Here is a 19,635-nt window from a genome sequence, read left to right on the forward strand (position 1 = left end):
TACGCCCCTTTTTCGTACGGTTCTTTCGTGTGTCGCTACGCGAGGAGTTCGCCCTCGATGACCGTGACCGCGTGGCCGGTGAGCAGCGTGCGGTCGCCGCGCAGCTCGGTGCGGACCAGGCCGGAGCGCGGGGAGGCCTGCAGGCCGGTGAGGCCGGGGCGGCCGAGGCGCTCGGACCAGTAGGGCGCGAGGGCGGTGTGGGCGCTGCCGGTGACCGGGTCCTCGTCGATGCCGAGGTTCGGGAAGAAGCAGCGCGAGACGAAGTCGTAGCCCTGGGAGGGGTCTTCGGCGCGGGCGGTCGTGATGATGCCGCGCTCGGAGTACCGGGCGAGGGCCCTGTGATCGGGGGCGAGTCCCCTGACCGTCTTCTCGTCGGCGACCTCGATCAGCAGGTCGCCGGTGTTCGGGCCGGTGTCGAAGGTCGTGAGCGGCTCGGCGCCCAGGGCCTCGGCGACGCCGTCCGGGACCTCGATGGGGGTGAGCGGAGCGGTGGGGAAGTCCAGCGTCAGGGAACCATCCTCGTGGGGCGTGGCGACGAGTACGCCGCTGAGCGTGGCGAACCGCACCGGTCCCGGGTGGGCGCCCGTGGTGCGCAGGACGTGTGCGGTGGCGAGGGTCGCGTGCCCGCACATCGCGACCTCGGCGACGGGGGTGAACCAGCGCAGCGCCCAGTCGGCGTCGCCGCCCTCGGGGAGGCGGTGCGCGAAGGCCGTCTCCGCGTGGTTGACCTCCAGGGCGACGCTCTGGAGCCGGCTGTCCTCGGGGAAGGTGTCGTGGTCGAGAAGAAGGACCCCGGCCGGGTTGCCCGTGAAGGGACGGTCGGTGAAGGCGTCGACGATTCGAATCCGCATGCCCCGACGCTAGGGTCTGTCCGGCCGATCGTGCCGCAGACGCGGGGTCTGGCACGCACATCTGCGGCGTTGTCGTCGGTCAACGACGCTCCGCGTCGCCTCCCTCCTCCGCCTTGCAGATGCACGCACCAGACCCCGCTCACCGGCATTGCATAAGACCCGCCACTCTCCTGCGACTTGATCGGCCGGACAGACCCTAGTGGCCCGCGTGGGCCGCGGGACAAGGCCAATTCCGTGGAGCTGGACCGGTTGCGGCCGTCCGGCCCCCTGACCTGCCCGGACTTCCGAGGGTTGTCAGGCGAGCTATTCCGATATATCGTTGACGCATCGCGACCGATCAACGAACGAATGGAGTGATGGCGATGCGTCCCCAAGGACAGGAATTTGGATTCGAACGTGGACATGGCCGACACGGTGGGCCCGGTCCGCGTGACCGGGGCCGCTTCGAAGGGCGGCGCGGGGCTTTCGGGCCCTTCGGTCCGGGTGGTCCGGGCGGTGGCCCCGGCGGCCCGGGGTTCGGCTTCGGGCCGGGCCCCTGGGGTGGCCGGCGCGGCGGCCGGGGCGGTCCGGGTGGCAGGGCGCGGCGCGGTGACGTACGCGCGTCGATCCTGGCCCTTCTCAAGGACCGGCCCATGCACGGCTACGAGATGATCCAGGAGATCGCCGAGCGCAGCGGCGGGGCGTGGAAGCCCAGCCCGGGTTCGGTCTACCCGACCCTCCAGCTGCTGGAGGACGAGGGTCTCATCACCAGTGCGGCAGAGGGCGGCAAGAAGCTCTTCTCGCTCACAGACGAAGGCCGCGAAGCGGCCGAGGCGGGCCCCGAGGCGCCGTGGGAAGAGGCCGGGCGCGGGGTCGACTGGGAGACGCTGCACGAGATCCGGCAGGCCGGCTTCGGTCTCATGGAGGCCTTCGGGCAGGTCTGGAAGACCGGCAGCAAGGACCAGCGCGACAAGGCGCTGGCGGTCATCAACGAAGCCCGCAAGAAGCTGTACCTGATCCTCGCCGACGAGGACTGACGGGCATGCTGTGGTATCTGACGGCGCCCCGTGGAAGTGTTTCCGCGGGGCGCCTGTCCATGTACGGGGGCTGGGCGCGGGTCTCGGGGCAGGTGTGGGACTCAGGTCACCAGTCCGGCCAGCTTGCGCAGCGATTCGTTGAGGGCGGCCGTCGCCGAGTCCTTGAGCTTGCCCGCCATCAGCGAGACGGCCGCGCCGGTGAACTCCCCTTCGATCCGCACCGAGGTGGCGTCGCCGTCGGGGGTCAGGGTGTAGCGGGTGGCGACGGTCACCGCCATGGGGCCCTTGCCGCGGATGGCCAGCGTGCGGGCGGGCTCCAGTTCCTCGACGGTCCACTCGACCTCGGCCGGGAACCCCATGAGCTTCATGTTCTCCTGGAAGGTGCCGCCGACCTCGAGTGAGGCGGGGCCACCCTTGGGGAAGTTGGTGTGGGTCGAGTTCCACTCGCCGTACGAGGAGAAGTCCGTGAGCTGCGCCCAGACCTTCTCGGCAGGCGCCTCGATGCGTGCCTCCGCGCTGACTTCGGCCATGCGACCACCCCTTCGTGTCAGGCGCTGCGCCCGGCGCAGCTACGGTGTCGCGGAACGTAGCCGCAGCCCTCGGAACATTCAATACTGATGAACCGTCAGGAATTGTGAACTCGGCCCACCTGCCGTATCGCCGCCGCGTCGAACAGGTCCCACGCGCGCGGCGCATCCTCGGGGGGTACACGCGATGCAAGGCGGCGCGCGCCGCGAGGGAGAACCTGGGGGAGAAACGGTGCGAAGTCATCCGTAAGGAGGAGAACGCGCTCGCGGAAGCCCACCCTGTGTGGGACGTGAAGATGCTGCCCACCGAGGATGACCCGAGTCGCCGGGACTGATGGGGTAGGGGTTGTGCCACCGCGTATCCCCCAGCAGCCCGCCGCCGAGAGCGGCTCCCACCGCACGGAACTCGATGCCAGGCTCGGTGCCGAGCTGGCGTCGGTGGTCTCCGGCGCACGCAGGCGGGCGCTGCGGGACGGCGACCGGCAGATCGACACCGCCCATCTGCTGCACTCACTGCTGGAGGCCGACCCCCAGGTGCGCGCCGTCTTCGACGGCGCCCCGCAGGTCGCCCGGCTGCTCGGCTATCTCGTGCAGCGCAGCATCGGCTACGGACTGCGCTGGCAGAGCGGCGTCGAGGACTCGGGCGCGGTTCCGGTCGTCGCCGAGGCGGGCTGGTCGCGGGTCGTGGCCGAGGCGGGCTGGTCGCCGGTGGCGGCCGGAGCCATGGAGAGCGCGTGCGAGCGTGCCGAACGGCGGGGTGACGAACGGGCCCGCTGTCTCGATCTGCTCGCCTCGATCGTCACCGATCCGCAGGCGCGGGCCGTCGAGGTCCTGCGGCGGGCCGGCGTGGACGCCCGGACGCTGCTTCTGCGCATCGAGAACGCCTTCGACGCCGAGGACGAGTTCGCGTGCGAGTTCCGCCTCGACTTCGAGACGTACGCCGGCGGTGGCGACCCGGGCTGCCAGTCCAATCGTTGAGACAGGTGTCATCGGGGGTGACGCTCATGTCGTCGCCTGTCATCATGTGCCGGTGCATACCTCTCAGGGCAGTCAGGACAACCGTGGGAAGGGCGTCGGGCTGGGCCTCGCGCTCGCGTCGGCGGTCGCGTTCGGCGGATCGGGTGTCGCGGCGAAGCCGCTGATCGAGGCGGGGCTCGACCCGCTCCACGTGGTGTGGCTGCGGGTCGCGGGCGCCGCCCTGGTGATGCTGCCGCTGGCCGTGCGCCATCGCGCTCTCGTACGGCGGCGCCCCGCCCTGCTCGTCGGGTTCGGACTGCTCGCCGTGGCGGGCGTCCAGGCCTGCTACTTCGCCGCGATATCGCGTATCCCCGTCGGTGTCGCCCTGCTCGTCGAGTACCTGGCGCCGGCGCTCGTGCTCGGCTGGGTGCGGTTCGTGCAGCGTCGGCCCGTGACCCGCGCCGCGGCGCTCGGGGTCGTCCTCGCGGTCGGCGGGCTCGCCTGTGTCGTCCAGGTGTGGTCCGGGCTGAGCTTCGACGTCGTCGGGCTGCTGCTCGCGCTGGGCGCCGCCTGCTGCCAGGTCGGCTACTTCGTCCTGTCCGACCAGGGCAGCGACGCGGGCGAGGAGGCACCGGACCCCCTCGGCGTCATCGCGTACGGCCTGCTCGTCGGCACCCTCGTGCTGACGGTCGTCGCACGTCCCTGGACCATGGACTGGTCGCTGCTCGGGGGCAGCGCGGACATGAACGGCACCTCCGTGGCCGCATCCCTGCTGCTCGGCTGGATCGTGCTGATCGCGACCGTCGTCGCCTACGTCACCGGAGTGCTCTCCGTGCGCAGGCTCTCCCCGCAGGTCGCGGGCGTCGTGGCCTGCCTGGAGGCGGTCATCGCGACCGTGCTCGCCTGGGTCCTGCTCGGCGAACATCTCTCGGCGCCGCAGATCGTCGGCGGTGCGGTGGTGCTGGTCGGCGCGTTCATCGCACAGTCGTCGGCGCCCGCGAAGCCCTCGGACGGGCCGGTCGCGAGCGGCGGGAGCGGCGCCGAAAGGGAGTTGTCGGCCCACGGGACCGCCGTCTAAGGTGCTGATCATGCCTTCTACGCTCGTTCTGCCGCCTCCGGCCGCCTGAGGCGGGCCCTCCGGAGTTCCCACCCGGCGCGGTGCCGGGTGGCACGGCGCTGCCCGCAGAAGAAGTCCGAGGACCTTCCCGTACGCCCCTGCCCGCTCGGCACGGGCTGCGACGTGGTCCTTCCCGAGCTTCTGCGCGGCTGCCTGATGCGCGGCCGCGCGTATCCGCGGAGAGAAACACGTGTCGCAAGCTGCTTCCGGCCTGCCCCTCGGGCGAGGCCTCCTCTATCTGATCGTCGCCGGTGCCGCCTGGGGCACCGCGGGCGCGGCCGCGTCACTGGTCTACCGGGCCAGTGACATGGGGCCGATCGCCCTCTCCTTCTGGCGCTGCGCGGGCGGACTCGTGCTGCTGCTCGCCGTGCGCCTGCCGCGGCATCGGCGCTGGCGCCGACAGGTCGTGCAGGCCGTCCGGGAGCCGCTCGGCCGCAAGGCCCTGCGGATCGGGGTCACGGGCCTTGGGCTCGCCGTCTTCCAGACCGCCTACTTCGCCGCGGTCGAGGCCACCGGACTCGCGGTGGCGACCGTCGTCACCCTCGGCGCCGGACCCGTGCTCATCGCCCTGGGCGCGCGGCTGACCCTGGGGGAGCGGCTCGGGCGCGGCGGGAGCGTCGCCGTCACCGGGGCGCTCGGCGGGCTCGGGGTGCTGGCGCTGGGCGGCGGGGCTGCCACGGTGCGGCCCTGGGGCGTCGTGCTCGCGGTCGTGTCCGCGGCCGGATACTCCGCGATGACGCTGCTCACCCGGTGGTGGGGACGAGACGGCCGCGTCGACGGCTCGGGTACGACGGTGTGGACGTTCGCCGTCACCACCGTCTGCCTGCTGCCGCTCGGCCTGGCCGAGGGACTGGTCCCGCACACCGCCCGACCGGCTCACGTGCTGGTCCTGGTGATCTACATCGCCGCCGTCCCCACCGCGCTGGCCTACGCGCTGTTCTTCGCGGGCGCCGCCGTGGTCCGGTCCGCGACCGTCTCCGTGATCATGCTCCTGGAGCCGGTGAGTGCGGCCGTGCTGGCCGTCGGTCTGCTCGGCGAACGACTGACCGTGACGACGCTCGCGGGCACCCTGTTGATGCTGGGTTCGGTCGCGGGGCTCGCGGTGGCCGAGGCGCGGAGCATCCGGGGCGACACCCGGAGGGTGCCCGAGGAGGAACGGGCGCTCGTCCGAGGGATGCGGCGGGATTGAGGCACGAGGCCGAGGCGCCGGGGGGCGACCCCTCCCGGTGCCTCGGCCGCCTCGGCGTCACAGGGTCGTGAGGTAATCGGGCAGCTCGATGCCGGGGGCCAGGTCGTCGGCGGGGATCGGGGTGCCGTGTCCCTTGGTGAGGGGGACGACCCCGGTCCAGTGGGGGAGGGCGAGGTCCTCCGCGTCGTCGTTCGGGCCGCCGGTGCGCAGCTTCGCGGAGACCTCGTTCAGGTCGAGGCGGATCACGGCGGTGGCGGCGAGCTCCTTGGCGTTGGCGGGGCGCGAGTCGTACGAACGGCCCGGGACGACCTGGTCGACCAGCGCGTCCAGGGCCGCCCGCTTCTCGTCCGGGTCCGTCACCTGGTGGGCGATGCCGTGCACCACCACGGAGCGGTAGTTCATCGAGTGGTGGAAGGCGGAGCGGGCCAGGACCAGACCGTCGACGTGGGTCACGGTCAGGCAGACGGGCAGCCCGGGGTCGGCCTGACCGGTCATCCGCAGCGGGCGCGAACCCGTCGAGCCGTGTACGTAGAGGCGCTCGCCGACCCGTCCGTAGAGGGTGGGGAGGACGACCGGGGTTCCGTCCCGGACGAAGCCGAGGTGGCAGACGTACCCCTCGTCGAGTATCGCGTGGACCAGCTCGTGGTCGTACGCGGCGCGCTCCTTGGAACGGGTGGGGACGGTGCGATCGGTCGGGGTGTAGGCGGCGGGCCGCGTCGTCCCGGGCTGAGTGCTCGTCTCCGACATTGCGCTCTCCATTGCACTAGTGCATAATCTTCTTTGTGCTAGAAGAGTATCGGATCGAAGGGCGTCGCGCAGCGGACATTTCCGCGAGCGTCGAGCGTGCGGTGGGCAGCGGGGACCTCGAACCGGGGCAACTGCTGCCGCCGATGCGGGAGTTGGCGGAGCGGCTCGGGGTGAATCCCAACACCGTCGCCGCCGCCTATCGCACTCTGCGCGAACGCGGGGTGATCGAGACCGCGGGGCGGCGAGGCAGCCGGATCCGCGCGAAGCCCGTCACGACGGGACGCGACTACATCCGGGTCGAGGTGCCGGAGGGCGTGCGGAACGTGGCCGACGGCAACCCCGACCCGGCCCTGCTGCCCGCCCTCGCCGAGGCGTTCGCGGCGGCGGCTGGACGGTCGGACCGGGATCCCGTGATGTACGGGGAGGCCGCCGTCGAGGCGGAGCTGGAGCGGCTCGCGCGCGCCGACCTCGACGCGGACGGCGTGCCCGACGGGCCCGTCGTCGTCACCTCCGGATCTCTCGACGCCATCGAGCGCGTGCTGGCGGCCCATCTCAAGCCCGGGGACGCCGTCGCCGTCGAGGATCCCGGCTGGGGCAGCGTGTTCGACCTCGCCCCGGCGCTAGGGCTGCGCACGGTCCCGGTGCGCGTCGACGACGAGGGCCCGGTCCCCGACGACGTACGCCATGCCCTGGAGGCCGGTGCCCGCGCGCTGATCGTCACGGACCGGGCGCAGAACCCGACCGGCGCCGCGGTGGGCGCCGCACGCGCGCGTGCCCTGCGTTCCGTGCTGAAGGAGCACCCGGACGTCCTGCTCGTAGAGGACGACCACGGGCATCGGATCGTCGACCTGCCGCTGCACCCCCTGGCCGGGGTGACCCGCGACTGGGCCTTCGTACGCTCCGTCGCCAAGGCCTACGGCCCCGACCTGAGGCTCGCCGTCCTCACCGGGGACCCCGTCACCATGGACCGGGTGCACGGGCGGCAGCGGCTGGGGCCCGGCTGGGTGAGCCATCTGCTGCAACGGGCGGTCGTCCACCTGTGGGCGAAGGGCGCGGTGGACGTCACGGCCGTGGCGGCGGCGTACGGGCGGCGCCGGGACGCGCTGATCGACGCCCTGAAGCGGCGTGGCATCGAGGCGTACGGGCGCAGCGGGATGAACGTGTGGATCCCCGTCCCGGACGAGACGGGAGCGGTCGCGCGGTTGCTGCACGCCGGCTGGGCGGTCGCGCCCGGGGCGCGCTTCCGGATGAGCGCGCCGCCCGGGATACGGATCACCGTCTCGCCTCTGACGCCGGACGACATCGAGCCGCTGGCGGACGCCGTCGCCTCCGCCGTCGGACCGGCGCCCGTGCGGGGTTACGTGTGAGTCGGTCCGTGCGCGGCTATGTGTGAGTCGGTCCGTGCGCGGTTGCGTGTGAATCGGTCCGTACGCCCTGAGGGCGCCGTCAGTGGCGCGGTCCGGCCTGGGTGAGCGCGGCGCCGGCGAGGACGATCACCGCGCCGACCGGCGTGGACCAGCTCAGCGACTCGCCGAGGATCGCGACGCCCGCGGCGGTGGCGATCACCGGGATGAAGTACGTGACCATCTGGGCCGTCGTCGGGCCGACCTCGGCGACGATGCCGTACTGGACGAGCATGGCCAGGCCCGTGCCGAGGGCCCCCAGGGCGGCGATCGCGAGCAGCGGGACGACCGGGAAGTGGCTCGGCAGCGCGGTGAACAGCGGGGTGACGAGGGCCAGTTGAGCAGTGGCGAGCAGGAGTTGGGCGCCGGTCATCGACAGATGCGAGTGGCCGGTGCCGGCCAGGGTACGGCGGACGTAGATCCAGCCGATCGGGTAGCTCAGCGAGGCCAGCAGGGCCATCAGCGTGCCCGTGGCGTCCAGGCCGTGGAAGCCCTGCCAGACGCCGAGGACCGTCAGGACGCCGAGAAAGCCGATGCCGAGACCGGCGACCCTGCGCCGGGTCGGGCGGTCCTCGGAGAGGGCGACCAGGGACAGGGCCATGCCCCACAGGGGTGAGGTCGCGTTGCAGATGCCCGCGAGCGTGGACGGGATCGTCAGCTCGGAGTAGGCGAAGAGCGAGAACGGCAGTGCGTTGAGCAGGAAGGCCGCGACCGTGAGATGACCCCAGGTGCGGGCCCCGCGCGGCAGCCGCTCCCGCTTCACCGCCATTGCCGCCGCGAGCACCGCCGTCCCGAACAGCAGCCGTCCGAAGGTGACTTGGAACGGTGCGTAGCCCTCCGTGCCGACCTTGATGAGCAGGAAGCTGAAACCCCAGATCAGCGAGAGGGCGCCGAAGCGGATCCGCCAGTCGAGGGCGGTGCGACGGCGGGGGGTCGTGGCGGTGGGGGTGTCGGTTCGGGGAGTGGTCACGGCGCTCATGGTCGTAACGATGAGGCAGACGATCTCGTAGCACAAGCGAGATTTTTCGAGTGGTACCTCGTAGCATTGCTTACATGTTGAATCTGGAGCGTCTGCGCACCCTCGACGCCCTCGCCCGGCACGGCTCGGTGAGCGGCGCGGCCGAAGGGCTGCACGTCACGACGTCGGCCGTCTCCCAGCAGATGTCCAAGCTGGAGCGCGAGGTGGGGCAGCAGCTGCTCGCCAAGAACGGGCGAGGGGTGCGTCTCACCGATGCCGGGCGGCTGCTCGCCGAGCATGCCGCGCGCATCCTGTCGCAGGTCGAGCTCGCCCAGTCCGACCTGGAGGCCCAGCGCGGTCAGGTCGTCGGTGAGCTGCGGCTCTCCGCCTTTCCGACCGCCGCGCGCGGGCTGTTCCCCACCGCGCTCGCCGCGCTGCGCGCCGACCACCCCGGGCTGCGGGTGCGCTCCAGCGAGCTGGAGCCCGAGGCCGGGGTCGCCGGCGTGATCCGGGGCGACCTCGATCTGGCGGTGGTGCTCGACTGGTACAACAAGCCGATGCCGCTGCCCGACGGCCTGGTCAAGGCTCCGATCCTCGACGACCCGGCCGACGTGGCGATGCCGGTCGGCCACCGGCTCGCGGACCGCGCGGAGGTCGACCTCGGCGACTTCGCCGACGACGAGTGGATCACCTGGGGCGAGGGCGAGTTCTGTCACGAGTGGCTGATGTTCACGTTGCGCTCCCGGGGCGTCGAGCCGCACATCGGCCATCGCGCCGCCGAAACGCACACCCAGCTCAGCCTGGTCGCCGCGGGGCTCGGTGTCTGCATCGCGCCGCTGCTCGGGCGCCGGCCGATGCCGGACGGAGTCGTCACGGTGCCGCTGCGGCAGGCCGTCCGGCGGCATGTCTACGTGATCTGGCGCGCGGACGCCGACCGCCGCCCGTCGATCAGAGCGGCGGTCGCGGCGCTGCGGGCGGCGGGAGAGAGCGTCGGCTGAGCGGTGACCTGGACGGTGACCTGAGCGGTGACCTGGGCTGCGGCGGCCCGCGGACCGCGCGACCGGTCGCCGTGGTGGCTCGCGGACGTCTCGCGGTGGGGAGAGCTTGCGGAAGTCCCCCAGAGAAGCGGGTGTCCTGCGGTGACCGGGGCTTGCGGTGGCCCCACGACGCCGCCGCACGGAAGCCTCGCGACGCCGCCGCCTCGCGAGCCCCCGTCGTTCCGTCAGCTTGCCGAAGCCCTATGGTGACCGGGGTCTGCGGAAACCCTGCAGCGGCGCACCCTTGCGAGAGCCCCGCGGCGGCTGGTGTGAGGCAACGGCGGCGGATTCGAGGGTTCGACGGTGCGTCCGGCTCGTCGAACCCGCGGGCGTGGCGCGCTCGCCCATGTTCTCGGTCCTGTCCGGCGGATCAAGTCACAGGAAACGGGCGGTTCCTCATCGCCGCAGATGGGCGTGCCAAGCCCCGCGTCTGCGGCATGATCCGCCGGACAGGCGCTAGAGCGGCGGCAGCTTGCGGAAGTCCCAGGAGGCTATGGCTGTCGGCGTCAGCCGGGCCCATGCGTGGCGGCCGTCGTGCGGCATTTCCTCCAGGCCGAAGTTCTTGCGGGCGAACAAGGTCTCGGGGACGTCGAGTTCGGCGCACAGCTCCCCGGTGCGGGGGACCTCGCCCACGAACTCCACCGCGCCGGACAGCTCGACGCCGCGCAGCTCCCCGTACTCCTCACCGGTGTCGATGACCACCGCGACCCGTGGGTCGCGGCTCAGCTCCGTCCAGCGCTTGCTGCGTACCACGGAGTACAGCCACAACGAGGTGCCGTCCCAGACGAACCAGAGCGCGCTCACGTGCGGTGCGCCGTCCTTCGACACCGTGGCGACGCGGCAGGTGCGCTGGGTGGTGAGGAACTCGTCCAGCTCGCCGGGGGTCATCATGATCTTCCGACCCCTGCGTTGAGTGACGGTCATGCGGTCACCTCTTCTTTCATGTCGACCTGGTGCGTCGATCTTCTACGTCGACAGAGATCCTCTGACAGTTCGTCAGAAAAGCATGAGCCGTCTTCCGTCCTTGCGCAATGCTCGTTACGCTCGCCCGCCCGACCCTCGACGCCAAGGGGAGTCATGCCGCCGCGTGAACAGCTCAGCACACTCCTCGACCCGGACGGGACCGTTCTGCTCACCGTGGAATGCCAGCAGGGTGTCGTCGGGCCGGACAGCGCACTGCCCGAACTCGCCAAGGAGGCCCGGTCGTCGGGGGCGCTCGCGAACATCGCCCGGCTGGTGGCCGGAGCCCACCGCGGCGGCGTCCAGGTGATCCACGCGATCGCCGAGCGACGGCCCGACGGGCGGGGCGCCAGCCGCAACGCCCGCCTGTTCCGCGCGGCCGAACGGCTGCCCGTGCAACAGCTGTCGGGCACCGTCGCGGTCCGCGTCGCGCCCCCGATCGAGGTCACCGAGGAGGACTTCGTCGTACGTCGCCTGCACGGCCTGTCCCCGCTCGCGGGCACCGATGTCGACGCGCTGCTGCGCAACCTGGGCTGTCGCACCCTCGTCGTGACCGGAGTCTCCGCCAACGTGGCCGTCCCCAACACCGTGTTCGACGCCGTGAACCGCGGCTACGACGCCGTGGTGCCCGCGGACGCGATCGCGGGGGTGCCCTCCGACTACACCCCCGCGATGATCCGCAACACGCTCGCCCTGGTCGCCACGATCACGGCGACCGACGACGTGCTGGCCTGCTTCGAGAGGCCGCGCCGCTGAGGCGCGGCCCCGGTCGCGTCACGCGAGCTTGATCGAGTCCCCGTCCACGGTGATGCTGGCGGCGGCCAGCGGCTGCGTCGCGGGCCCCTTCTTCACACTGCCGTCGGTCGCGGAGAACTGGCTGTTGTGGCACGGGCAGGTGATCACGTTGTCGGCGATGCCCTTCACCGCACAGCCCTGGTGGGTGCACTTGGAGGAGAAGGCCTTGTAGGTGCCCGCGGTCGGCTGGGTGACGACGACGCCCTGGGACTCGAAGACCTTGCCGCCGCCCTCCGGGATGTCGGTGGTTTTCGCGAGGACCGTGCCGCCCGCGTTGCCCGCCGCGGCGTTGTCGCCCCCGCCCGTACCCCCGCTGCTCGCGCTCGCGCCGGAGCCGGAGTTGGAACTGGTGGAGTCGGAGGACTTGTTGTCCGATCCGCACGCGGTCAGCGCGACGGCGAGTCCCGCCGTGCCGACCGCCGCCACGACGGTGCGGCGGGCCGGGGTCGGAACGGGGTGAAGCGATTCGCTGGTCATGCTGACATTCCCTTCAACGGACGTGATGGTGATCCGTACAGAGGTACGGTCCGCCCGTCTGCGCTGTTCAGGAGCTGAGGACTTCTTGACCGAATCGACAGCGGTTCGACAGCCGCGCCGGTCTGCTCGGGACACCGCCCCCGCGGGCGCCCACGGGTCACGTCCGGCGGCCGTGACCACCCCAGTAGCCTGGGGCGATGCTCAAGGAAGTCATCGTGACCCGCTACATCACGCCGCTGCGTGAGGGCGGCTCGCTGCCGGGGCTCGTCGAGGCCGACGATCTCGGGACGTACGTCATGAAGTTCACCGGCGCGGGGCAGGGCCGCAAGACGCTCGTCGCGGAGGTCGTCTGCGGTGAACTCGCCCGCCGGCTCGGCCTGCGCGTGCCCGGCCTGGTGACCCTCGGCCTCGACCCGGTCCTGGGGCTCGGGGAGCCGGACCAGGAAGTGCAGGAGCTGCTCAAGTCGAGCGGCGGACCGAACCTAGGGATGGACTTCCTCCCCGGCGCGATCGGCTTCGACTCCCTCGCCTTCGAGGTGAGCCCCGAGGAGGCCGGACGGATCGTCTGGTTCGACGCGCTGGTCAACAACGTCGACCGTTCCTGGCGCAACCCCAATCTGCTGATGTGGCACGGCGACCTGTGGCTCATCGACCACGGCGCCACCATGATCTGGCACCACCACTGGCCGGGCGCGGCGACCTCCGCGGCCAAGCCCTACGACGCCTCCGACCACGCGCTCGCGCCCTTCGGCCCGGACATCGCCTCCGCCGCGGCCGAACTGGCGCCGCTGGTGACCGAGGACCTGCTGGCCGAGGTGACCGCGGAGATCCCCGACGCGTGGCTGGCCGACGAACCCGGCTTCGACTCGCCGGACGCCCTGCGGCGTGCCTACGCGCAGCCGCTGCTGGCGCGGGCCGGCGTGATCGACGGGCGCATCAAGGGCTTCGAGGGGGACAAGTGAGCGAGCGGGACGTCTTCGAGTACGCGCTGCTGCGCGTGGTGCCGCGGGTCGAGCGCGGTGAGTGCTTCAACGCGGGCGTACTGGTGTACTGCCGCGCCAAGTCCTTCGTCGGGGTGCGCACCCATCTGGACGAGACCAAGCTGCTGGCCCTGGACCCGGAGGCCGACGTGGCCGGCGTACGGGCCGCGCTGCGGGCGGTCGAGGGAGTCTGTGCGGGTGGCAAAGCGGCAGGTCAGGCTGCTGGTGACGATGCCGGGCGGCGTTTTCGCTGGCTGATCGCCCCCCGTTCGACGGTCGTGCAGCCGGGGCCCGTGCACACCGGACTCACCGCCGAACCGGAGGCGGAGACGGAGCGGTTGCTCCAGTTGCTGGTCAGGTAATGGATCACACCCGCGTGGTGTGCCGTTGACACCGGGTGCCAGGGCTTCTAGCGTCACGTCTACCGAAGGTACTAAGCGGTCGCTCACCGGATGGGCGTACCGTGTGAGCCGCACGACATTCCGCCGCACGACATTTCAAGCCGCAGGGCTTTTCAAGGGCGAGGAGAACCAGCAATGTCCACCACTGAGCAGCGCGTCGCCGTAGTCACCGGTGCCGCGCGCGGCATCGGCGCCGCGACCGCCGTCCGACTGGCCGCCGAGGGCCGCGCCGTCGCGGTGATCGACCTCGACGAGGCCGCGTGCAAGGACACCGTCGAGAAGATCACCGCCGCCGGTGGCAAGGCCCTCGCGGTCGGCTGCGACGTCTCCGACGAGGCCCAGGTCGAGGCCGCGATCGCGCGGATCGCCGAGGAGCTCGGTGCGCCGACCATCCTGGTGAACAACGCGGGCGTGCTCCGCGACAACCTGCTGTTCAAGATGGCCGCGTCCGACTGGGACACGGTCATGAACGTGCACCTTCGCGGCGCCTTCCTGATGGCCAAGGCCTGCCAGAAGTACATGGTGGACGCCAAGTTCGGCCGGATCGTCAACCTGTCGTCGTCCTCGGCGCTCGGCAACCGCGGCCAGGCCAACTACTCCGCCGCCAAGGCCGGTCTCCAGGGCCTCACCAAGACGCTCGCCATCGAGCTCGGCAAGTTCGGCGTCACCGCCAACGCCGTCGCGCCCGGCTTCATCGCCACCGACATGACGGCGGCCACCGCCGAGCGCGTCGGCATGGGCTTCGAGGACTTCCAGGCCGCGGCCGCCACCCAGATCCCCGTGCAGCGCGTCGGCAACCCCGACGACATCGCCAACGCGATCGCCTTCTTCACCGGCGAGGCCGCCGGATTCGTCTCCGGCCAGGTCCTGTACGTGGCCGGCGGACCGCTCAACTGACGCCGGAGGGCACGACATGACCACACTCCCCGAACTCTCCGGCAAGGTCGCGCTCATCACGGGCGCGAGCCGCGGCATCGGCTACGGCGTCGCGGAGGCCCTCGTCGCGCGCGGTGACCGCGTGTGCATCACGGGCCGCAACGAGGACGCCCTGAAGGAGGCCGTCGAGGCACTCGGTGCCGACCGCGTCATCGGCGTCCCCGGCAAGGCGCACGACCTGGCCCACCAGGCCACGGTCGTCGAGCGCACCATGGAGGCCTTCGGCCGCGTCGACTACCTGGTCAACAACGCCGGTACGAACCCCGTGTTCGGCCCGATGGCCGACCTGGACCTGGACGTGGCACGCAAGGTCTTCGAGACCAACGTCGTCTCGGCGCTCGGCTTCGCCCAGCTGACCTGGAAGGCCTGGCAGAGCGAGAACGGCGGTGCGATCGTCAACATCGCGTCCGTCGCCGGCCTCGCCCCCTCGCCCTTCATCGGCGCGTACGGCATGAGCAAGGCCGCCATGATCAACCTGACCGTGCAGCTGGCGCACGAGTTCGCGCCCAAGGTGCGGGTCAACGCGATCGCGCCCGCCGTCGTCAAGACCAAGTTCGCGCAGGCCCTGTACGAAGGCCGGGAGGCGGAGGCGGCCGCGTCCTACCCGCTCGGCCGGCTCGGTGTGCCCTCCGACATCGGAGGCGCCGCCGCCTTCCTCACCTCGTCGCAGTCGGACTGGATCACCGGTCAGACGCTCGTCGTCGACGGCGGCATCTTCCTGAACGCAGGAGTGGGCTGACCGGAGTCCCTAGACGGGACGAACGGAGCATCGACGCGGGCGCTGATGGACGAAATCGGCGCTCGCGTCGACGTATGAAGACGTACAGCCAAATGACAACGTAGTCACAAACGCGCTGATCAAGTGCCCTGCCGAGAACACGGATCCACCGGTGTGGCGCTGCGGTATGGTCTGCCGACCCTTGGTACGGCAGATCGAGGAGCGTGCGAGTGTTCAACCGGAACCCATGTCTGCGGCATCTGGCGGCGGTCACGTCCATCACCCTGGTGGCCGGGTGCGGCGTCCTGTCCTCGGCGTCGTCCGACGACAAGGGACCGATCGTCGTGGGCACCACCAGTGCCCCGAGCACGCTGGATCCAGCCGCTTCCTGGGACGGCTCCTGGGAACTGTTCCGCAACATCTACCAGACGCTGCTGAGCTACCCCTCCGGGGCCACCACGCCCCAGCCCGACGCCGCCCAGAGCTGTGGGTTCGCGGACACCTCGAACCTCGTGTACCGCTGCAAGCTGCGCGCCGACATGAAGTTCTCCGACGGCGACACCTTGGACGCCCGGGCCGTCAAGTACTCGATCGACCGGATCAAGAAGATCAACCTGCCCGGCGGTCCCGCCGGCCTCCTCGGCAGCCTCGACCGGATCCAGGTACTGAACGCGCGTGAACTCGTCTTCCACCTGAACAAATCGGACGCGACTTTCCCGTTCGTTCTCGCCACCCCGGCCATGTCGATCGTCGACCCCGACGACTACTCCGCGCACTCGCTGCGCAAGGACGGCAAGGTCTTCGGGTCCGGGCCGTACAGCCTGCGCTCCTACGAGGACGGCAAGCAGGCCGAACTCGTCAGGAACGAGCACTACAAGGGCTTCGCCGAGCTCAAGAACGACGCGGTCACGATCCGCTACTTCCAGGACTCGGGGCAGATGGTCGACGCCCTCAAGGACAAGAAGATCGACGTCACGTTCCGCGGCCTGGCCTCCAAGGACGTCGTCTCGCTCCGGACCAAGGGAGCGGACAACGGCCTCCAGCTCGTCGAGGGCGCGGGCATGGAGATCAGCTACCTGGTGTTCAACCCGAAGGATCCGTGGGCCAAGAAGCTCGCGGTGCGCAAGGCGGTCGCCCAGGTCATCGACCGTGCGGCGATCGCGCACAAGGTCTACAAGGACACGGTCGACCCGCTGTACTCCATGGTCCCCGCGGGCCTGACCGGTCACACCACGGGCTTTTTCGACGACTACGGGGACCCCAGTTCGTCGAAGGCCCGGCAGATCCTCACGGAGGCGGGCATCACCCAGCGCGTCCCCCTCACCCTCTGGTACACCACGGACCGCTACGGCTCCGAGACCGCCCCGGAGTTCCAGGAGATCAAGAGGCAGCTCGAGGAATCCGGTCTGTTCCGCGTGTCGCTCAACGGGCGCCCCTGGAAGACGTACGAGGAGGGCTACCGCAAGGGCGAGTACCCGGTGTTCGGACGCGGCTGGTTCCCGGACTTCCCGGACGCCGACAACTTCATCGCGCCCTTCGTGGGCCGGCAGAACGCGCTCGGCACGCCCTATCCGGCGCCCCGGATCACCGACACTCTGCTGCCCGCCTCGCGCCGCGAGAGCGACCGTGGAGCGGTGGTCAAGGAGTTCGAGGCGGCCCAGCAGATCCTCGTCGACGACGCACGGCTGCTGCCGCTGTGGCAGGGCAAGCAGTTCGTGGCGGCGAGCGAGGAGATCTCGGGCGGGGAGCAGGCCCTGGACCCCTCGACGATCATGATGATGTGGGAGCTGCACCGCAAGACCAGCTGGTAGGTCACGGGCAGCACCCCGGCGGGTGGCGTGGTCCTACGGGGTGCGGAGCCGATTGTCAGTGGTCGCCTGTAGGTTCTGAGACCTGGAAGTGACCGCACATCGGAGGAACTTGACGTGACCGACACCGCCATGCTGCCCGAGTCCTGGCGCGGCGTCCTGGGTGACGAACTGCAGCAGCCCTACTTCAAGGAACTCACCGAGTTCGTCGAGGAGGAGCGTGCGGGCGGTCCCGTCTACCCTCCGCGCGAGGAGGTCTTCGCGGCGCTGGAGGCGACTCCGTACGAGCGGGTGAAGGTACTGATCCTCGGCCAGGACCCGTACCACGGCGAGGGCCAGGGCCACGGCCTGTGCTTCTCGGTCCGCCCGGGGGTGAAGACCCCGCCCTCGCTGCGCAACATCTACAAGGAGATGAAGGAGGAGCTGGGCACCCCGATCCCGGACAACGGCTATCTGATGCCGTGGGCCGAGCAGGGCGTCCTGCTGCTGAACGCGGTGCTGACCGTGCGCTCCGGTGAGGCCAACTCGCACAAGGGCAAGGGCTGGGAGAAGTTCACGGACGCGGTGATCCGTGCCGTGGCCGACCGGCCCGACCCGGCGGTCTTCGTCCTGTGGGGGAACTACGCGCAGAAGAAGCTCCCGCTCATCGACGAGAAGCGGCACATCGTGGTGAAGGGCGCGCACCCGTCGCCGCTCTCCGCGAAGAAGTTCTTCGGCTCCCGCCCCTTCACGCAGATCAACGAGGCGGTCGCCGGGCAGGGCCACGAGCCGATCGACTGGCGGATTCCGAATCTCGGCTGATCCGGGACCGGGACTGGAAGCGGCCCGGGCCGGGGGGCGTCCGGTCCGGCCGTCACCGGGGCGGCTCAGTGGTGTCCGGGGGCGCCTGAGCGGCATTGTCAGTGTGTCCGGTTAGCGTCGGAGAGGACAGCGACGAGCCTGGAGGACGCGGTGGCGGAGCAACAGGAGCAGGCGGCGCCGGACGCCATGATGACCCGGATCGGCCAGGTCGTCATGCTGCACCACGGTGGCGACCGTGAGGAGGCTCGGGGGCGTTTCCTGGACCTGTGGGGGGAGATCGGCGAGGGCGGCGACCCCCTGCACCGCTGCACCCTGGCGCACTACCTGGCGGACACGCAGGACGACCCCGCGGACGAACTGGCCTGGGACCTGCGGGCGTTGTCGGCGGCCGAGGAACTCACCGACGGCGACGTCGCCGAGCGCCACCGGTCGCTCGCGGCGCGCGCGTTCTACCCGTCGCTGCATCTGAACCTGGCGGCCGACTATGTGAAACTCGGCCGCTCCGAAGCAGCCCGCAGCCATCTGCGCCGCGCCCGAGGCGCGGCCGGAGCCCTCGGGAACGACCGTTACGGAGACGGCGTACGCGCGGCGATCGGCCGTCTGGAGCTCAGACTCGACGGGGCGGGCCCGTCGCACGGAGGGCCGGGGGAGGACCCCGGCGCCGTCGAGGGGCCCCGCACCGTCGAGCGGCCCGGTCCCTTCGGCGGGTCCGGAGGGGAGACCCTGGGGCCGCCGAGACAGCGCCCCTAGAGCCTGCGGACACCGGCCGTGGTCAATGCCCGTACGACCCCTTGCAGATGACCGCCTCCGGACTGTCCGCCTTCCAGCCTCCGTACTTCCGGCCGAGGGCACACACGTCCGTGTTGTTCGGCTGCCCGGGGGCGACGGGCGGGACATCGGTGCGGGGTGCGGGCCGATGGGGCTGTGGGCGGGGGTGAGGCTGCGGGGGTGGGCGATGGGCGGCGCCCGGATGGCGCGCGGGGGACTGCGGGGCGGCGGGCGCCGGGACGGGCGTACGGTGCGGCGCCGGAGCGCTCGGTGACGGCTTCCGGGACGGCCCGATGAGTTCCAGCGCCTCGCGCGCCGGAGCCTGCACGACCTGCGGCCCGGCCTTGCCGTCGGGACGCGGCGGCGACGGCCGGGACGGCGCGGTCGGCGGGGTGGGAGCGGGCGGTCGCTGGACGGTCACACAGCCGGAGAGCGCGGCGGTGGCCACGGTGACCAGGAGCGTTGCGGCGGTCGTGGTTCGATGCACCCGCTCAACTCTGCTGCGTCCGGCCCGCTTTGGGGAGCGGACGAGCGGAGGTTGCCCCACACGGGTGACCTTTGCGCTCCTGCGGAGGGCGCCGGTGTCCGCAGGGTGACCCGACGCCGCATCACCCTGCCTCACTCACCCGTGGCGCCGTCGATCCGCTCCCGGATCAGATCCGCGTGACCGTTGTGACGCGCGTACTCCTCGATCATGTGGGTGTAGATCCACCGCAGGTTGATGGGGTCCTCGGTGAACTTGCTCCTGCCCTCGCATGCGTCGTCCAGCGTGAAACGAGCCGCGTTGCGCCGGGCGATCCCGATCTCGGCCTGCCAGGTGGTGTACGCCTCGTCCCAGGTGTCCGCGTCGGTGAGATGGAACTCTCCGTCCCGGTCCTCCTCGCTGTAGTAGATCGGCCCCGGGTCGTCGCCCACCAGAACCTTGCGGAACCAGCCACGCTCCACCTCCGCCATGTGCCGCACCAGACCGAGCAGGGACAACTCGGAGGGCTCGACCGAGGCGGTCTTGAGCTGGGCGTCGTCGAGACCCGCGCACTTCATCTCCAGGGTCTCGCGGTGGTAGTCGAGCCAGCCCTCCAGCATGGACCGTTCGTCGGCGTTGGTGGCGGGTTCGGTGCGCTGCTTCGTCATGCCCGTATTTTCGTCCGGCGCACGGCCGTTCACCAGGGATTTTCCTACCCCCCGACGG

General features: G+C 71.0%; 22 protein-coding genes. 14 read left to right on the forward strand and 8 right to left on the reverse strand.

The window, feature by feature from the left end; translation table 11 throughout:
- Positions 1-35: 35 nt before the first annotated feature.
- Complete coding sequence (locus tag ACZ7M3_RS00095) at positions 36-851, reverse strand: PhzF family phenazine biosynthesis protein (RefSeq protein ID WP_472059737.1); 816 nt, start codon at positions 849-851, stop codon at positions 36-38.
- Positions 852-1,213: 362 nt separating this feature from the next.
- Here ACZ7M3_RS00095 and ACZ7M3_RS00100 point away from each other — a divergent pair, with 362 nt between their 5' ends.
- Positions 1,214-1,867: a PadR family transcriptional regulator gene (locus ACZ7M3_RS00100; protein ID WP_075032588.1), complete on the forward strand. Its 654-nt coding sequence runs from the start codon at positions 1,214-1,216 to the stop codon at positions 1,865-1,867.
- A gap of 101 nt (positions 1,868-1,968) precedes the next feature.
- On the opposite strand, the gene ACZ7M3_RS00105 is transcribed toward ACZ7M3_RS00100, so the two are convergent.
- Positions 1,969-2,397, reverse strand: a complete 429-nt coding sequence (locus tag ACZ7M3_RS00105) for a type II toxin-antitoxin system Rv0910 family toxin (RefSeq protein ID WP_472059738.1) — start codon at positions 2,395-2,397, stop codon at positions 1,969-1,971.
- Positions 2,398-2,742: 345 nt separating this feature from the next.
- Here ACZ7M3_RS00105 and ACZ7M3_RS00110 point away from each other — a divergent pair, with 345 nt between their 5' ends.
- The 3 genes from ACZ7M3_RS00110 to ACZ7M3_RS00120 all read left to right on the forward strand — a co-directional run bounded on the left by ACZ7M3_RS00110 (position 2,743) and on the right by ACZ7M3_RS00120 (position 5,657).
- The gene (locus ACZ7M3_RS00110) at positions 2,743-3,372 is read left to right on the forward strand and encodes a peptidase (protein ID WP_472059739.1); all 630 of its coding nucleotides are present in this window, start codon (positions 2,743-2,745) and stop codon (positions 3,370-3,372) included.
- Between the two features lie 46 nt (positions 3,373-3,418).
- Positions 3,419-4,429 carry an EamA family transporter gene (locus ACZ7M3_RS00115; RefSeq protein WP_472059740.1) on the forward strand — a complete coding sequence of 337 codons (1,011 nt, stop codon included), beginning with the start codon at positions 3,419-3,421 and terminating at the stop codon, positions 4,427-4,429.
- 229 nt (positions 4,430-4,658) lie between these two features.
- Positions 4,659-5,657 carry a DMT family transporter gene (locus ACZ7M3_RS00120; protein WP_472059741.1) on the forward strand — a complete coding sequence of 333 codons (999 nt, stop codon included), beginning with the start codon at positions 4,659-4,661 and terminating at the stop codon, positions 5,655-5,657.
- Positions 5,658-5,714: 57 nt separating this feature from the next.
- On the opposite strand, the gene ACZ7M3_RS00125 is transcribed toward ACZ7M3_RS00120, so the two are convergent.
- Complete coding sequence (locus ACZ7M3_RS00125) at positions 5,715-6,404, reverse strand: pyridoxamine 5'-phosphate oxidase family protein (protein ID WP_472059742.1); 690 nt, start codon at positions 6,402-6,404, stop codon at positions 5,715-5,717.
- Positions 6,405-6,439: 35 nt separating this feature from the next.
- Here ACZ7M3_RS00125 and ACZ7M3_RS00130 point away from each other — a divergent pair, with 35 nt between their 5' ends.
- A complete protein-coding gene (locus ACZ7M3_RS00130) occupies positions 6,440-7,771 on the forward strand; it encodes an aminotransferase class I/II-fold pyridoxal phosphate-dependent enzyme (RefSeq protein WP_472059743.1) in 1,332 nt (443 codons plus the stop codon).
- 79 nt (positions 7,772-7,850) lie between these two features.
- Here ACZ7M3_RS00130 and ACZ7M3_RS00135 read toward each other — a convergent pair whose 3' ends face one another.
- Entirely contained in the window at positions 7,851-8,786 is a 936-nt protein-coding gene (locus ACZ7M3_RS00135) for a DMT family transporter (protein ID WP_351525770.1), read from the reverse strand.
- 74 nt (positions 8,787-8,860) lie between these two features.
- Here ACZ7M3_RS00135 and ACZ7M3_RS00140 point away from each other — a divergent pair, with 74 nt between their 5' ends.
- Positions 8,861-9,763 (forward strand): LysR family transcriptional regulator, encoded by a 903-nt coding sequence (locus ACZ7M3_RS00140; RefSeq protein ID WP_472059744.1) that lies wholly within the window; start codon positions 8,861-8,863, stop codon positions 9,761-9,763.
- A 495-nt stretch (positions 9,764-10,258) separates the two neighbouring features.
- Here ACZ7M3_RS00140 and ACZ7M3_RS00145 read toward each other — a convergent pair whose 3' ends face one another.
- Positions 10,259-10,726, reverse strand: coding sequence for a pyridoxamine 5'-phosphate oxidase family protein (locus tag ACZ7M3_RS00145; RefSeq protein WP_060902436.1), 468 nt, complete (start codon positions 10,724-10,726; stop codon positions 10,259-10,261).
- A gap of 153 nt (positions 10,727-10,879) precedes the next feature.
- Here ACZ7M3_RS00145 and ACZ7M3_RS00150 point away from each other — a divergent pair, with 153 nt between their 5' ends.
- Positions 10,880-11,518 (forward strand): cysteine hydrolase family protein, encoded by a 639-nt coding sequence (locus ACZ7M3_RS00150; protein ID WP_472059745.1) that lies wholly within the window; start codon positions 10,880-10,882, stop codon positions 11,516-11,518.
- Between the two features lie 18 nt (positions 11,519-11,536).
- Here the strand turns inward: ACZ7M3_RS00150 and ACZ7M3_RS00155 are convergent, their stop codons facing one another.
- A complete protein-coding gene (locus tag ACZ7M3_RS00155) occupies positions 11,537-12,034 on the reverse strand; it encodes a Rieske (2Fe-2S) protein (protein ID WP_472059746.1) in 498 nt (165 codons plus the stop codon).
- Positions 12,035-12,231: 197 nt separating this feature from the next.
- On the opposite strand from ACZ7M3_RS00155, the gene ACZ7M3_RS00160 reads away from it, so the two are divergent.
- From ACZ7M3_RS00160 to ACZ7M3_RS00190, 7 genes are all read left to right on the forward strand, one after another.
- A complete protein-coding gene (locus ACZ7M3_RS00160) occupies positions 12,232-12,996 on the forward strand; it encodes a HipA family kinase (RefSeq protein WP_450426174.1) in 765 nt (254 codons plus the stop codon).
- Complete coding sequence (locus ACZ7M3_RS00165; RefSeq protein ID WP_472059747.1) at positions 12,993-13,376, forward strand: DUF3037 domain-containing protein; 384 nt, start codon at positions 12,993-12,995, stop codon at positions 13,374-13,376. The genes ACZ7M3_RS00160 and ACZ7M3_RS00165 overlap by 4 nt, the downstream gene beginning before the upstream one ends.
- Before the next feature lie 174 nt (positions 13,377-13,550).
- Positions 13,551-14,312: a 3-oxoacyl-ACP reductase FabG gene (fabG, locus tag ACZ7M3_RS00170; protein WP_351311958.1), complete on the forward strand. Its 762-nt coding sequence runs from the start codon at positions 13,551-13,553 to the stop codon at positions 14,310-14,312.
- A 16-nt stretch (positions 14,313-14,328) separates the two neighbouring features.
- The gene (locus ACZ7M3_RS00175; RefSeq protein ID WP_472059748.1) at positions 14,329-15,090 is read left to right on the forward strand and encodes an SDR family oxidoreductase; all 762 of its coding nucleotides are present in this window, start codon (positions 14,329-14,331) and stop codon (positions 15,088-15,090) included.
- A gap of 209 nt (positions 15,091-15,299) precedes the next feature.
- Complete coding sequence (locus tag ACZ7M3_RS00180) at positions 15,300-16,880, forward strand: ABC transporter substrate-binding protein (protein ID WP_472059749.1); 1,581 nt, start codon at positions 15,300-15,302, stop codon at positions 16,878-16,880.
- A 114-nt stretch (positions 16,881-16,994) separates the two neighbouring features.
- Positions 16,995-17,678 carry a uracil-DNA glycosylase gene (locus ACZ7M3_RS00185; RefSeq protein WP_351311953.1) on the forward strand — a complete coding sequence of 228 codons (684 nt, stop codon included), beginning with the start codon at positions 16,995-16,997 and terminating at the stop codon, positions 17,676-17,678.
- A gap of 150 nt (positions 17,679-17,828) precedes the next feature.
- Complete coding sequence (locus tag ACZ7M3_RS00190; protein WP_472059750.1) at positions 17,829-18,428, forward strand: tetratricopeptide repeat protein; 600 nt, start codon at positions 17,829-17,831, stop codon at positions 18,426-18,428.
- A gap of 22 nt (positions 18,429-18,450) precedes the next feature.
- On the opposite strand, the gene ACZ7M3_RS00195 is transcribed toward ACZ7M3_RS00190, so the two are convergent.
- Together ACZ7M3_RS00195 and ACZ7M3_RS00200 are read right to left on the reverse strand one after the other, a co-directional pair.
- Positions 18,451-18,933: a hypothetical protein gene (locus tag ACZ7M3_RS00195; RefSeq protein ID WP_472059751.1), complete on the reverse strand. Its 483-nt coding sequence runs from the start codon at positions 18,931-18,933 to the stop codon at positions 18,451-18,453.
- A gap of 131 nt (positions 18,934-19,064) precedes the next feature.
- Positions 19,065-19,577, reverse strand: a complete 513-nt coding sequence (locus ACZ7M3_RS00200) for a DinB family protein (protein WP_472059752.1) — start codon at positions 19,575-19,577, stop codon at positions 19,065-19,067.
- Between the last annotated feature and the right edge of the window lie 58 nt (positions 19,578-19,635).

The organism is Streptomyces sp. NPDC111656 (assembly GCF_055656965.1).

Excerpts from the sequence above, each read along its gene's own strand:
- ACZ7M3_RS00140 (WP_472059744.1), top strand. The coding sequence starts at position 8,861 with ATGTTGAATCTGGAGCGTCTGCGCACCCTCGACGCCCTCGCCCGGCAC.
- ACZ7M3_RS00145 (WP_060902436.1), bottom strand. The coding sequence starts at position 10,726 with ATGACCGTCACTCAACGCAGGGGTCGGAAGATCATGATGACCCCCGGC.
- ACZ7M3_RS00200 (WP_472059752.1), bottom strand. The coding sequence starts at position 19,577 with ATGACGAAGCAGCGCACCGAACCCGCCACCAACGCCGACGAACGGTCC.
- fabG (WP_351311958.1), top strand. The coding sequence starts at position 13,551 with ATGTCCACCACTGAGCAGCGCGTCGCCGTAGTCACCGGTGCCGCGCGC.
- ACZ7M3_RS00095 (WP_472059737.1), bottom strand. The coding sequence starts at position 851 with ATGCGGATTCGAATCGTCGACGCCTTCACCGACCGTCCCTTCACGGGC.
- ACZ7M3_RS00155 (WP_472059746.1), bottom strand. The coding sequence starts at position 12,034 with ATGACCAGCGAATCGCTTCACCCCGTTCCGACCCCGGCCCGCCGCACC.
- ACZ7M3_RS00150 (WP_472059745.1), top strand. The coding sequence starts at position 10,880 with ATGCCGCCGCGTGAACAGCTCAGCACACTCCTCGACCCGGACGGGACC.
- ACZ7M3_RS00135 (WP_351525770.1), bottom strand. The coding sequence starts at position 8,786 with ATGAGCGCCGTGACCACTCCCCGAACCGACACCCCCACCGCCACGACC.
- ACZ7M3_RS00125 (WP_472059742.1), bottom strand. The coding sequence starts at position 6,404 with ATGTCGGAGACGAGCACTCAGCCCGGGACGACGCGGCCCGCCGCCTAC.
- ACZ7M3_RS00160 (WP_450426174.1), top strand. The coding sequence starts at position 12,232 with ATGCTCAAGGAAGTCATCGTGACCCGCTACATCACGCCGCTGCGTGAG.
- ACZ7M3_RS00105 (WP_472059738.1), bottom strand. The coding sequence starts at position 2,397 with ATGGCCGAAGTCAGCGCGGAGGCACGCATCGAGGCGCCTGCCGAGAAG.
- ACZ7M3_RS00100 (WP_075032588.1), top strand. The coding sequence starts at position 1,214 with ATGCGTCCCCAAGGACAGGAATTTGGATTCGAACGTGGACATGGCCGA.
- ACZ7M3_RS00175 (WP_472059748.1), top strand. The coding sequence starts at position 14,329 with ATGACCACACTCCCCGAACTCTCCGGCAAGGTCGCGCTCATCACGGGC.